Consider the following 12,577-nt stretch of genomic DNA (forward strand, 5'->3'; position numbering starts at 1 on the left):
AGCGGGCTTTGATGGACTCCGGGAGAGGGAGCGGGCGGTCGGACTCCTGCGAGCCTCTTTTCGTATATGGGTCGGCTTTGCCGATTTGCGAATCCACGCCCCGGATGGGCATGTTCTGAAAGGAAACCGGCGCGATCATGAACCGGACTTGCTGAACAGGGCATTGGCGGCGGCCATGTGGTCTGCCGCCCTGTTCCGGTGATTGCGGACCCGAACGATTTCCGCTTCGAGCAGCGCGATCCGCTCGTCCAGTTCGGCCCGCGAATAGGGTGCAAGATCCTCTGCCGCGAGCCGACTCGCTGCATCTCCCAGGGGACGGGGGCGATCTTCTTCATCCATCATGCGAAGCATCGCAAGCAAGACCGCTTGCTGTCAATGGACACCATCGTTATGCGCCTTGCCACTTTCGCAACAGGGGCAAGCGAAAATGGCAGCAGGCATACCGGGGACAATGCGCGCGATCGGGTTCGAGGAGCCGGGCGGGCCCGACGTGCTCGCCCCCGTCGATGTCGAGGTTCCGCCCCCGGGGCCCGCCGACGTGCTCATCAAGGTCGCCTATGCCGGGGTCAACCGGCCCGACTGCCTGCAGCGCGCGGGCGCCTATCCGCCGCCGCCGGGCGCTTCGCCGATCCTCGGGCTCGAAGTCGCGGGCGAGATCGTAGCGGTGGGCGAAGAGGTTCCCGAAACCCTGCTCGGCCAGCAGGTCGCCGCGCTCACCCCGGGCGGTGGCTATGCCGAATACTGCACCGCGCCGTGGAATCATTGCCTGCCCGTCCCCGAAGGCATGGACCTCAGGACAGCCGCCGCGCTCCCCGAGACGCTTTTCACCGTCTGGCATAACCTGTTCGAGCGCGGCATGGCAAAGGACGGCGAACGAGTGCTGGTCCATGGCGGGACCTCGGGCATCGGGACGATGGCGCTCCTGCTGGGCAAGGCCTTCGGGCTGGAAATGATCGTCACCTGCGGAAGCGAGGCGAAATGCGCCGCTGCGCGGGAGATCGGCGCGGATCTCGCGATCAATTACCGCGAGCAGGATTTCGTCGAGGCGGTCAAGGCGCATACGGGCGGTGCGGGCGTCGACGTGGTGCTCGACATGGTTTCGGGCGATTATGTGCCGCGCAATCTCAAATGCCTCGCCGAGGACGGGCGGCATGTCACCATCGCGGTGCTGGGCGGGGCAAAGGCCGAGCTGAACATGGCGGTCGTGATGATGCGCCGCTTCACGCTGACGGGATCGACGCTGCGCCCGCGCTCCGATGCTTTCAAGGCCGCGGTCGCCGACGAGATCGCCGCCAATGCCTGGCCGCTTTTCGCGCAGAAGGAGATCGCGCCGGTGATGGACATGACCTTCCCGCTGGCGCAGGCCGCCGCTGCCCATGCCCGGATGGAGGCCGGCGAGCATATCGGCAAGATCGTGCTGGATGTCACCGGCGACTGATACCGGTCACGCGCCGATCGCATTATTGTTACGAATTGGCTCCTGTGCGACCTGCGTGTCGCCAATATCTCGGCGCAACAAAGTCGTCATCAAGCTGTGGATTTACGCGGAACCGTAACGCGCATGTGAATCGCCTGTAACAATGGGCTGCCAAGGCGGGGGAGGAAAAGACGAAGTCCGGGGAATTGCAATGACCGACTTTACGATGTCCGACCTGCCCGACAACGCAAGCGAGGCCCTTGGCCCGCTCGGCAATGTCGCCAACCTGCCGCTGGCCGGGCCGAAGACCCCGGAGCCCGAAGGAACCGAGCGGCGCAAATATCGCACGATCTGGATCAGCGACGTCCATCTCGGCACCAAGGGTTGCAATGCCGAAATGCTGATCGACTTTCTCGACAGCGTCGACAGCGAGGTGATGTACCTCGTCGGCGACATCATCGACGGCTGGCGGCTCAAGAAGAAGTTCTACTGGCCCGCCGCGCACAACGATATCGTCTGGCGCCTGCTCAAGCGGGCCAAGCGCGGCACGCGGATCGTTTATATTCCCGGCAATCACGACGAAATGTTCCGCCAGTTCACTGGCCTCAATTTCGGCGGGATCGAGATCCGCCGCGCCGCGTTTCACGACACGGCCGACGGGCGCCGGTTGATGGTGCTGCACGGCGACGAATTCGACGCGGTCATGCTCTCGCACCGCTGGCTCGCCTTCGTCGGCGATTGGGCCTACACCACCGTCATGCGGCTCAACGTGTTCGTCAACGGTATCCGGAAGGCCATGGGCAAGCCCTACTGGTCGCTGTCCAAGGCGGCCAAGCACAAGGTCAAGAACGCGGTCGAATTCATCGGCAAATACGAGGAAGTCGTCGCCAAGGCCGCGGGTGAGCGCGGGGTGGACGGGGTCGTTTGCGGCCATATCCACACTGCCGAATTCCGCAGGTTCGACCATGACGGGCGCACGATCGAATACTGGAACGACGGCGATTGGGTCGAAGGCTGCAACGCGCTGGTCGAGCATGAGGACGGGCGGATGGAAATCCTTCATTGGCCCGAAGAGATGAAGCGTCGCGCCGAGAGCGAGAGCATGGATACCGCGGCCGATGCAGAGACAGCGGAAATGCCCGACCCGGCAAGAGAGGCCGCGTGAACCAGCTGTCCCGCGTCTCCGCCGAGGCGGTGCGGGGGGCGGATCCTGCCCGGCGCACGCATGTCCCGCGCACGATCGCCATCATCACGGACGCCTGGTTTCCGCAAACCAACGGCGTGGTGCGAACACTTTCGACCACCTGCGACGTGCTGCGCGGATGGGGCCACGAGGTCACGGTGATTTCGCCCGAGCAATATCGTTCGGTTCCGGCCCCGACCTATCCCGAAATACGCCTGGCCATCACCGCGCCCGGCTCGGTCGGGCGGCAGCTTGCCCGGATCGCGCCCGAAGCGGTGCATATCGCGACCGAGGGCCCGCTCGGCTTCGCTGCACGGCGTTACTGTCTGAACCGGAAAGTGCCCTTCACGACTGCCTATCACACCCAGTTTCCCGACTATATCGCGCGCCGCACCGGCCTGCCGGCGAGCGCCTTCTGGCCCTATATCCGCTGGTTCCATCGCCCGGCGCAGCGCATCATGGTCGCGACCGAGACGATCCGTGCGCAATTGCGCGAACAGGGCCTGACCCAGCTCACCCATTGGAGCCGGGGGGTCGATCTCGCCTGTTTCACCCCCGATGCCCCGCCGCCGCCCGAATATGAAACGCTTGATGGTCCGATCCTGCTTTATGTCGGCCGAGTCGCGGTGGAGAAGAACATCGAGGCCTTTCTCGCCTGCGACTATCCGGGGACAAAGGTCGTGGTCGGCGACGGCCCGGCGAAAGCGGCGCTCGAGGCGAAGTTTCCCGAGACGCTGTTCCTCGGCAAGCGCATGGGACGCGACCTCGCGGGCTGTTATGCGGGCGCGGACGTGTTCGTCTTCCCGAGCAGGACGGACACGTTCGGCCTCGTCATGATCGAGGCGCTCGCCTGCGGCACGCCGGTGGCGGCCTATCCGGAACCGGGCCCGCTCGACATTCTTACCGACGATGTCGGCGCGATGGGCGATGACCTCGCCCGCGCGATCGACGCGGCGCGTTATTGCGACCGCGCCCACTGTGCCGCACACGGGGCGAGCTTCAGCTGGGAAGCGGCGACGCGGCAATTCCTCTCCGGGCTGGTCGCGCTCGAGGAAGAGGAATGCGTCCAGCTCACCGCCGCGCCCGTGCTCGAATTCTGAAGCGCGCGCCTAGCAGCCCATTGTGTTCCACTGGTTGCACGGCGTGTAGTTCGTGCGCCCGCCGTAGTACCTTTCACGCTCCTGCTTCGCCCAGCCCGGTTCCTTGCCCACGCCCGAGGACTTGGGTCGGTTGTCGTTTGCCGGGTTTTCGCCGCGCTTCACCCGCAGCGCGTTCCTCGCCCAGCCGCGCTTGTATTTCGGCCACCACACCCGCGTCAGCGTATTGAGCAGCGGCACGCTGAGTTCCGACCCGCGCCCCGCCGACACCGCCATTTCCGAAAGGGCGAGGATCTCGTTCCAGTAGACAGTCGATTTCAGTTTCGGATCGGCATGCATAGCGGCCGCGTAATTGGCGGCTTCGGGAAACCGCTTTTCCAGCACCAGCTTGTCGAAGGCCTGCCGCTTGGGAATGTCCTTTACGTAGACCGGGTAATTGTCCTTCACCTCCGACTGCTGGAGAAAATCGCGCGCGAATTCGGGGCCGGTCATCATCACGCCTTGCGAGAAGTCCCAGCTTGCCGGCTGGACGTAGCATTTGCCCATGAAGCGATAGAGTGCCTTTTCGTCGTCATAGGGAATGGTGCTGTCCATGCGCTGGACCGCCGCGATCATATTTCGCACGAAGGTGTCCACGTCCCCGCCCGATTTGGCGTAGAGCGTGTTGACGTAATGCGACATGTGCCCTTCGGCGAAGACATGGCTGAGATCGCCGCTGATCGTGGGAAAGGCATCTGGCGCGATCCGCGCCGTCGTCGCCCAGACCTGCCACGCGATCATGCAGTCGTACATCTCCTCGATGCCGTCCTCCTTGGACCAGGTGAACTTGCCGTCCTCATACGCCTTGCGCAGCGCCTTTTCCTGTGCGGTGGCGGCGCGCCAGCCGGTTTCGTTGTAATCGGCCTGGGCCGCGGCGGGCGAAGCGACCGGCGCGGCAAGGGCAAGCCCGAGCCAGGCGGCGAGAACGGCAAAGCGTCGGAACATGAGCACTCTCCTTCGGACGCATGAATGCCACGGCCGAAGGCGGGAACCTTGGAAAAATGCGACACGCTGGCCCTGCCAAGGTGCCTTTTCCTTGCCGTTTCGCCGTCCATCGCCTATTTCGCTTCGTGCAACGGCCGCCCCGAAAGGGGCGGCCTGTCTATTTTGAACGGAGATTTTCCCATGGCACAGAAGGATCAGCCCAAGCCGCTGATGCCGCACGCGACCGCTACATGGCTGGTCGACCATACCGGCCTTTCCTTCGAACAGATCGCGGAATTCTGCGGCCTTCACATCCTCGAAGTGCAGGCGATGGCCGATGATCTCGCGGGCAGCAAATATACCGGCCGCGACCCGGTCCATGCCGGCGAACTGACGCTCGAGGAGATCGAGAAGGGGCAGGCGGACGAAACCTATTCGCTGAAAATGCACAAGGCCCCGGTCGAAGTCACCCGGACCAAGGGCCCGCGCTACACCCCCGTGTCGAAGCGGCAGGACAAGCCCGACGGCATCGCCTGGATCCTGCGCAATCACCCCGAAGTGTCCGACGCGCAGATTTCCAAGCTCATCGGGACCACCCGCAATACGATCGGCGCGATCCGCGAACGCTCGCACTGGAACATCCAGAACATCCAGCCCAAGGATCCGGTGACGCTCGGCCTGTGTTCGCAGCGCGAACTCGACGCGGTCGTCGCAAAGGCTGCGAAGCGTGCCGGTGTCACCGACGAGGCCGTGCCCGAAGAGCCCACCGGCCCTTCGGACAAGGACCGGCTGATCGAGGAATTGCGGGCCGAGCGCGAGGCCAATGCCAAGGCCGCCGCCGAAGCCGCGCAGGAAGCCGAGGCCGAAGCCTGGCTCGCCGCGCGGCGCGAGGCCGAGGAGGAAATGCTCGATCCCGAAAGCGGCTTTTCCACCCCGGCCCCGCGCGAGGACGAGGGGCTGGCCGCGCCCGAAAATGCACCGGAAAACGCCGAAGAGGATCACGGCGACAACGCCTGACCGCCTCGCATCGCGAATCCGACCGCCCGGCAGGCCCACGCCCGCCGGGCGCTTCGCGTTTTACCGTCGCATGGATGACGAATGGGATGAGGGACTTGCAAAAGCTTCGCATTGGCAACGATCTCGCGCTTGAACCCGGCAAGGCGATCGGCCATGGCTACTGACATGAATGTCAATAATGCCGCCTACCACCACCCGACCCCCTGGGACACCGTCTTCGAGCCGGTCGCGCTGCCCGAAATGCTGGCGCGCAGTGCGGCGAAGGATCCCGGCGCCCCCTTCCTCCATTTCCTCGGCCGGACCTATTCCTATGGCGAAATCCTTGCCGAAGCGCGCCGGTTCGCCGCCGGCCTCGCCGCGATGGGTGTCGCGCGCGGCGACCGCGTAGGCCTGTTCCTGCCCAATGTCCCGATCTACGCCGCCGCCTATTACGGCGCGATGATGGCGGGCGCGGTGGTGGTCAATTTCTCGCCGCTCTACACCACATCCGAACTGGCCTGGCAGGTCGGCGATTCGGGCACGCGCGTGCTGGTGACCCTCGACGTTCCCGAACTTTACGGCACCGCGCGCGAAGTGCTGGAATCGTCGGATCTCGAAACGCTCGTAGTCGGCTCGCTCGCCGACATGCTGCCCCGGCTGAAAGCGATCGCCTTCCGCCTGCTGAAGCGCAGCCAGATCGCCTCGGTCGAATGGTCCGACGCCATACGCCGATGGAAGGACTGCACGCCCGATCGCCCTGTCGAAACGGTCGAAATCGACCCGCGCGAGGACCTTGCCCTGCTGCAATATACCGGCGGGACGACCGGGCGGCCCAAGGGCGCGATGCTCGGTCACGACCAGCTTTCGGTCAATGCGCAGCAGGTTGCGGCGATCAATCCGTTCGGCAACGCCTCGGGCGAAGTGTTCATGGGCGCGCTGCCCTTCTTTCACGTCTTTGCCAACACGGCGCTGCTGAATCACGCGGTCGTCACCGGGGCCGCGATCGCGATGGTGCCGCGTTTCGAGGCGAAACAGGTGCTCGACACCATGGACCGGTGCCGTGCGACCGGTTTTCCCGGCGTGCCGACCATGTTCCAGGCGCTGCTCGACCATCCCGATCTTGCGCAGACCGATTTCTCCGCGCTCAAGGTCTGCATTTCGGGCGGCGCTCCGATGCCCTCGGCGGTCCATGCGCGGTTCGAGGAGGCGACGGGCGTGCGGCTGGTCGAAGGGTACGGGTTGACCGAAAGCGCGGGCGTCGTCTCGGTCAACCCGTATGAGGGAGTCCGTAAGAAGGGCACGATCGGGCAGCTGGTAGCCGGAACCGAAATCCTGCTGCTAGACAAGGAGGACCCTGGGAAGCTGGCCCCCGAAGGCGAACCGGGCGAACTCGCGATCCATGGGCCGCAGGTGATGCGCGGCTACTGGAACCGGCCCGAGGCCGATGCGGAAACTTTCGTCACCCACGCGAACAAGCGCTATCTGCGCACGGGCGATGTCGCGGTGATGGACGAGGACGGGTTTCTTTCCATCGTCGACCGGATCAAGGACATGATATCGGTCGGCGGGTTCAAGGTCTTCCCCAGCGTGGTCGAGGATGAAATCCTGAAGCACGACGCGGTGAAGGAAGCGCTCGTGATCGGCGTACCGGAGGATTATCTGGGTGAGGTTCCGCGTGCTTTCGTGACGCTTCGAAACAGCGCGGCCACCAGTGCGGAGGAGCTGAAGGACTGGCTCAACCACCATGTCGGCAAGCACGAGCGGGTCGACGAGGTGGTGATCCGCGAGGAATTGCCGCGCACGATCATCGGCAAGCTTGACCGCAAGGCCCTGCGCGCCGAGGTGTTGTAGCGACTATCGAAGCGGCGAGGCGCGTCCGGCTGCCCTGCACCGGATTTCAGGCCCCCGGTTTCAGTCCATTATCCGCCTCAGTTCGCAAGCTGAAGCGTCGCCTCGTCCGTGTCCGGTTCGCCGGCCGGCACGGCATGTTTGGCCTGGCGCTGCGAACTGGGCGAGAAACGGCCGTCGACTTCCGCGCCCTGTTCGATCGTCAGCGCGTCATAATGGACATCGCCTTCGATGCGCGCGCTTTTGAGAATGACGAGTTCGCGCGCGGTGATCGAACCGACCACCCGCCCGGCGAGCCGCGCGCTTTCCGCGATGACCGCACCGTGAATCTCGCTTGTTTCGCCCTGGACCAGCGAAGCGCACTTGATATCGCCTTCGATCCGGCCGTCGATATGAAGATCTGCCGATGCGGAAACGTCCCCCTTGATCGCGACATCGGAGCCGATCACGGAGAAGGTCGAGCTGCCCGAAGCCATGGGCCTACTCACCGCTTTCTGAGTTGCGGCGGCGGGGCGCGCCTGTTCGGCGGGCTTCTTCGAGAACATCGGGGGCTGTCTCCAGAAAGGGGCGCGGATTGACCGCGCGATTGTTGAGGCGAACCTCGAAATGCAAGTGCGGGCCCGTCGACCGACCGGTGCTGCCCAGCCCGCCGAGCGTCGCCCCGGCTTCGACCTTGTCGCCGCGCCTCACATCGAGTCGTGACATGTGGGCATAGCGGGTGACGAGGCCGCTGGCATGAGTGACTTCGACGACCTTGCCATAGCCGGACTTCCAGCCCGCGAAGATCACTTCGCCTTTGGCCGCGGCGAAAATGGGCGATCCAAAGGCGCCCTTGAAATCGATTCCCGAATGCATTGCACCGCGCCGGGTGAAGGGATCGCGGCGATAGCCAAAACCGGAAGTGATCTTGTCGACGCTGGCCGGCACGACCTGCGGGATCCCGTCGAGCGCCCGTTCGAGCGCCGCCATTCGGGCCAGGCTGAGGCCGAGCCGCTCGAAACGCGGATCAATCGAGCCGTCATCCGATGTCCCGAGAAGCTCGAGCGGGCCGCCCACGCCGCCGCCACTGCGCTCGGCATTGCGGGCCATGAGAACGGGGTCGAGGTCGAGCTTGCGCAAGGCAGTTTCAGCCCTTTTCGCGCGCCAGTCTGCGAAGCGCGTGATCTCCTCCACAAACGCAAGCTGGCGCGCTTCGATTTCGGCAAGGCCGCGGGCCTGCGGGAGGAATGCGGTGACCTTCTCGACGGTCTTGGCGGTCTCGGCGCTCGAATCGCTTACGCCGTCCGTTGCGGATTTGATATCGTCAGGCAGCATCTGTGCCATCGCGTCGAGAAATTTCTGACGCTCGTTCAGTTCATCGACCACCCGCTCAAGATCACCGCCATAGGCTTCGAGCCGTTCCTGAGCGGTCGCCACACGCGCCTTTTCGGATTGAAAGGAGGCAAGGTCCGCTTCCGCCCGATGCTGGCCCCACGCCATGACGCCCATCGATCCGGCCCAACCGATCCCGAGTGCCAGTGTCGCCCCGGCCAGACCCATCTGCAGTCGCGATGAAATCCTGATGAAGCGGACGTGCCCTTGCGAACGCATGAAAAACTCGCGTTCGGGAAACCACTGACGCAGCCTCTCGCCAAGTGGGCGTACGGATGAATTGTCTGACAAGAGCGCCCCGATTCCTTGTATGAACCCGACATCTGGCTAACGGGCGGAGGTAAACGGGTCGAATCTCCCGACCGCACTAACGGGCGAGCCGAAGGATAAGCGCGACGAAACGTTGCAGGCGGTAGCAAAGTTTGTCGCGATTTCTTCGATTCGATGCGAACGGAAGCATGAACCGGGATTGAATGGCGCTCGTGCAAAGCCGATTGCCAGGCCGTTTCCTTTTCCGTCGGACGGTCCCGGCGGCGGGCCTGACAGCGCGGCCATCGGCTGCTAGGCGGTCCGGGATGACCACGCATTACAAACGAGCGTTTGCCCCTCGGCTCGCGCGGCCAGGCGCCTCCCTTCCATGATTTCGTCCTCCAATACGATCCCCCCATTTGCCAAACTGCAGGATTGCGCGACGCGATCCATCCGGCGCATCGGCCTGCTCGGTGGAAGCTTCAATCCGGCGCATGGCGGCCACCGCCGCATCACTCGCTTCACCATCGACGCCCTCGGGCTCGATCAGGCGTGGTGGCTGGTCTCGCCCGGCAATCCGCTCAAGTCCGACAAGGACATGGCCCCCCTCCTCACCCGGCTGCGTTCGGCCGAAGCGCAGAGCCGGCGAGCGAGGATAGTGCCCACCGCGATCGAGGACGAACTGGGCACGCGCTATACCGTCGAGACCCTGCGCCGCCTTGTCGGGCGCTATCCGCACCGAGAGTTCGTCTGGCTGATGGGGGCCGACAATCTCGCCCAGTTCCACCTGTGGAAAGGCTGGCGCATGATCGCACGGACAATGCCGATTGCGGTCATTGCAAGGCCCGGCTATAATGCTCAAGCCATGACGAGCCCCGCCATGGTCTGGCTCCGGCGCTACCGTGTGTCGGCGGCCAGTTTTCGGAAACGGGGGCGATGGAGCGCACCGGCACTGGTGTTTCTGCGTTTCGATCCAGACCCACGCTCGGCCTCGGATATCCGCCGCGGACGGGAGGATTGGGCATCCGAATTCGGCAGCACCCCGCTGCGCGACCGGCTGACCTCTCGCCGGATCGATCCCGGGGAGGATGCATGAAACGCGGCGTTGCCGTTCATGCCCCCATGCCCTTACGCCCCGCCATCTGGAGACTTACATTCGCCTATGACCCAGGCACACACCGTGTCGGCTGCGGCCGGCGCCCGCCCGACGGCCGCGCTGGTGGCCGCTGACGTGAACGACACCGACCTGCACGCCCTCGTCCTTGCCCAGCTCGATGACGACCAGGCACAGGACATCGTCTCTATCCCGCTGGAAGGAAAGAGCTCGATCGCCGATTACATGGTCATAGCAAGCGGGCGTTCCACCAGGCAGGTTGCCGCCATGGCGCAAAAGCTTGCCGAAAAGGTCAAGGAAATGGGTTTCGGTCCGGCCAGGGTCGAGGGCCTTCCTGCGGCAGACTGGGTCCTGATCGATGCCGGCGATGTCATCGTGCACCTGTTCCGGCCCGAAGTGCGCAGCTTCTACAATCTCGAGCGTATGTGGTCATTCGAGACCGGCGAAGCGGCAAGCGGGCGGGCCTAGTTTTCTTTTCGGTCTTCTTTTCGCACCCCCACCCGCGGCTGCGTCCTCGCTGGGCGTGCTCCGCTTCGCCCGCGCTTGCCCGACAGTGCGGAGCGAGGGAGGAACACCACCGAGGACTTCGTTCGGAGGGGCGAACAGAAACAAGGGGACACGCCTATCCTCCTCCACGTCATCGCTCGCGGGAAGATCGCCCGCTCGCCCGAGGCGGAATTGGTTGCGCGCTATGACAAGCGCATGACCTGGCCAACCCGGTTCACCGAACTGCCCGAAACCGGCGGGCGGATACCCGAGCCCCTCAGCCCGCATTGCACTGTCCTGCTGGACGAACGCGGCAAGGCCTTCTCGTCCCGGGCTCTCGCCGAACTCCTCGGCAAGTGGCGCGACCAAGGCATTCGCGAGGCTCGCTTCGTTCTCGGGGCTGCCGACGGCCACTCGCGCGAGGAGCGCGAGGCCGCCGACCTGCTCTATGCTTTCGGGCCCGCGACATGGCCGCACCTGCTCGCTCGCGCGATGCTGGTGGAGCAGCTCTACCGCGCGACCAGCATACTTGCCGGGCATCCCTATCATCGCGGCCAATGATGGGGCAGGACAAGACCATGAAGGCGCACCCGACATTTCTGGTCGCAGGGGTTGCATTGGCGCTCGCCGTTCTTGCCACGGCCCTGCCGCAGGCGCGCGCCCAGCGCGACCTGCGCATGATGGAGTCCGAGGCGGCCGAGGCCGAGCTCGACCGGGCGACGCGCGAAAGCCGCCAGGCCGAGCAGCGCGCCGCGCGCTTTGCCAAGGCGGCCGAGGAGGCGGGCGAAGCGGCCGATCGGACGGCGCAGCAGGCTGCCGCGCTCGCGGCCCGAATCCAGCAGGCCGAGGCCGAGATCGCCGCCGCGCGGGCGCGTTTCTCGATTGCCCAATCCGCGCGCGAGGCGCTCGCTGCGCGGCTGGCGCAGCGCCGCGAACCGCTCGCCCGCCTTACCGGAGCCCTGCAGACCAGTGCCCGCCGCCCGCTGGCGCTCTCGGCCCTGCAACCCGGATCGCTGGAGGATCTCGTCCTCGTCCGTGCCGTTCTTGAAACCGCTGTCCCCGAAATCCGCCGCCGCACCGCGACATTGCGGGCGGAAATCGAGCAGGGCCGCAGGCTCGAGCGGCGCGCCGCCCGTGCGCTCGCCGAGCTCGAGCTATCCGAAGCGCGCCTCGAGGAACGCCGGGCCGAACTCGCCGCGCTTGAAACCCGCCAGCGGCTCGCGGGCCGCGAGGCGCGGCGCAACGCCTTGCGCGAAGAGGAGCGCGCACTCGCCCTTGCCGAGGAAGCCCGCGATCTCGACGGGCTGATCGATCGCCTCGACGAGGCCGCTGCGCTGCGCCGCGAACTGGCCGCACTGCCTGGTCCGGTCCCCCGGCCTGCCGCGATCGGCGCAGGGGCGCAGGCTTCCGCCCCTGCCGAAACATACGCCCCGACACCCCCCGCCGATACCGCCCCGCCGCGCGACTTCCGGCTCCCGGTGCAGGGACGCACTTTGATCGGGTTCGGCGAAAGGCGTGAGGGCGGCCTCGCCAGCACGGGCATCACGCTTGCCCCCGCACCGGGCGCGCAGGTCGTCGCTCCTGCCAGCGGGCGGGTCGTTTTCGCGGGGCCTTATCGCGGTTTCGGCCGTATCGTGATCGTCGAGCATGACGGCGGCTGGACCAGCCTCGTCACCGGACTGGCACGGAGCGAGGTCCCAGTGGGCGCGCGGGTCATCGGCGGAAGCCCGCTTGGCACGGCGCCGGACGAGGATCCGGCGATCGCGGTCGAACTCCGGCAGGAGGGGGAACCGGTCAATCCTCTCGATCACCTTGGTTAATCGGCTCGGCTGACTATATCGACCGGGCATGCC

General features: G+C 65.4%; 13 protein-coding genes. 9 read left to right on the top strand and 4 right to left on the bottom strand.

All coding sequences use genetic code 11. The features are described 5' to 3' along the window. Nucleotides 1-135 precede the first annotated feature (135 nt). The gene (locus tag RIB52_RS02605; RefSeq protein WP_502879447.1) at nucleotides 136-342 is read right to left on the bottom strand and encodes a DUF1192 family protein; all 207 of its coding nucleotides are present in this window, start codon (nucleotides 340-342) and stop codon (nucleotides 136-138) included. Between the two features lie 85 nt (nucleotides 343-427). Here RIB52_RS02605 and RIB52_RS02610 point away from each other — a divergent pair, with 85 nt between their 5' ends. The 3 genes from RIB52_RS02610 to RIB52_RS02620 all read left to right on the top strand — a co-directional run bounded on the left by RIB52_RS02610 (nucleotide 428) and on the right by RIB52_RS02620 (nucleotide 3,700). Then, nucleotides 428-1,438, top strand: coding sequence for an NAD(P)H-quinone oxidoreductase (locus RIB52_RS02610; protein ID WP_350172610.1), 1,011 nt, complete (start codon nucleotides 428-430; stop codon nucleotides 1,436-1,438). A 190-nt stretch (nucleotides 1,439-1,628) separates the two neighbouring features. Continuing rightward, a complete protein-coding gene (locus RIB52_RS02615; RefSeq protein WP_350172612.1) occupies nucleotides 1,629-2,582 on the top strand; it encodes a UDP-2,3-diacylglucosamine diphosphatase in 954 nt (317 codons plus the stop codon). A 29-nt stretch (nucleotides 2,583-2,611) separates the two neighbouring features. After that, on the top strand, nucleotides 2,612-3,700 hold the full coding sequence (locus RIB52_RS02620; protein ID WP_350173145.1) for a glycosyltransferase family 4 protein: 1,089 nt from the start codon (nucleotides 2,612-2,614) through the stop codon (nucleotides 3,698-3,700). A 9-nt stretch (nucleotides 3,701-3,709) separates the two neighbouring features. Here RIB52_RS02620 and RIB52_RS02625 read toward each other — a convergent pair whose 3' ends face one another. Further along, nucleotides 3,710-4,681 carry a hypothetical protein gene (locus RIB52_RS02625; RefSeq protein ID WP_350172614.1) on the bottom strand — a complete coding sequence of 324 codons (972 nt, stop codon included), beginning with the start codon at nucleotides 4,679-4,681 and terminating at the stop codon, nucleotides 3,710-3,712. Between the two features lie 180 nt (nucleotides 4,682-4,861). Here RIB52_RS02625 and RIB52_RS02630 point away from each other — a divergent pair, with 180 nt between their 5' ends. Further along, complete coding sequence (locus tag RIB52_RS02630; RefSeq protein ID WP_350172616.1) at nucleotides 4,862-5,677, top strand: cell cycle transcriptional regulator TrcR; 816 nt, start codon at nucleotides 4,862-4,864, stop codon at nucleotides 5,675-5,677. A 165-nt stretch (nucleotides 5,678-5,842) separates the two neighbouring features. Beyond that, nucleotides 5,843-7,507: an AMP-binding protein gene (locus RIB52_RS02635; RefSeq protein WP_350172618.1), complete on the top strand. Its 1,665-nt coding sequence runs from the start codon at nucleotides 5,843-5,845 to the stop codon at nucleotides 7,505-7,507. 77 nt (nucleotides 7,508-7,584) lie between these two features. On the opposite strand, the gene RIB52_RS02640 is transcribed toward RIB52_RS02635, so the two are convergent. Both RIB52_RS02640 and RIB52_RS02645 read right to left on the bottom strand, forming a co-directional pair. Then, nucleotides 7,585-7,980 carry a bactofilin family protein gene (locus RIB52_RS02640; RefSeq protein ID WP_350172620.1) on the bottom strand — a complete coding sequence of 132 codons (396 nt, stop codon included), beginning with the start codon at nucleotides 7,978-7,980 and terminating at the stop codon, nucleotides 7,585-7,587. 4 nt (nucleotides 7,981-7,984) lie between these two features. Further along, on the bottom strand, nucleotides 7,985-9,043 hold the full coding sequence (locus RIB52_RS02645; RefSeq protein WP_350172622.1) for a M23 family metallopeptidase: 1,059 nt from the start codon (nucleotides 9,041-9,043) through the stop codon (nucleotides 7,985-7,987). Between the two features lie 469 nt (nucleotides 9,044-9,512). Here RIB52_RS02645 and RIB52_RS02650 point away from each other — a divergent pair, with 469 nt between their 5' ends. The 4 genes from RIB52_RS02650 to RIB52_RS02665 all read left to right on the top strand — a co-directional run bounded on the left by RIB52_RS02650 (nucleotide 9,513) and on the right by RIB52_RS02665 (nucleotide 12,544). Further along, complete coding sequence (locus tag RIB52_RS02650) at nucleotides 9,513-10,220, top strand: nicotinate-nucleotide adenylyltransferase (protein ID WP_350172624.1); 708 nt, start codon at nucleotides 9,513-9,515, stop codon at nucleotides 10,218-10,220. Between the two features lie 66 nt (nucleotides 10,221-10,286). Then, a complete protein-coding gene (gene rsfS, locus RIB52_RS02655) occupies nucleotides 10,287-10,706 on the top strand; it encodes a ribosome silencing factor (protein ID WP_350172626.1) in 420 nt (139 codons plus the stop codon). A 156-nt stretch (nucleotides 10,707-10,862) separates the two neighbouring features. Further along, nucleotides 10,863-11,285 (top strand): 23S rRNA (pseudouridine(1915)-N(3))-methyltransferase RlmH, encoded by a 423-nt coding sequence (locus tag RIB52_RS02660; RefSeq protein ID WP_350173147.1) that lies wholly within the window; start codon nucleotides 10,863-10,865, stop codon nucleotides 11,283-11,285. A 17-nt stretch (nucleotides 11,286-11,302) separates the two neighbouring features. After that, the gene (locus RIB52_RS02665) at nucleotides 11,303-12,544 is read left to right on the top strand and encodes a murein hydrolase activator EnvC family protein (protein WP_350172628.1); all 1,242 of its coding nucleotides are present in this window, start codon (nucleotides 11,303-11,305) and stop codon (nucleotides 12,542-12,544) included. Nucleotides 12,545-12,577 lie beyond the last annotated feature (33 nt).

This window comes from Erythrobacter sp., assembly GCF_040217515.1.
In the GTDB taxonomy this organism is placed as follows: Bacteria; Pseudomonadota; Alphaproteobacteria; order Sphingomonadales; family Sphingomonadaceae; genus Erythrobacter.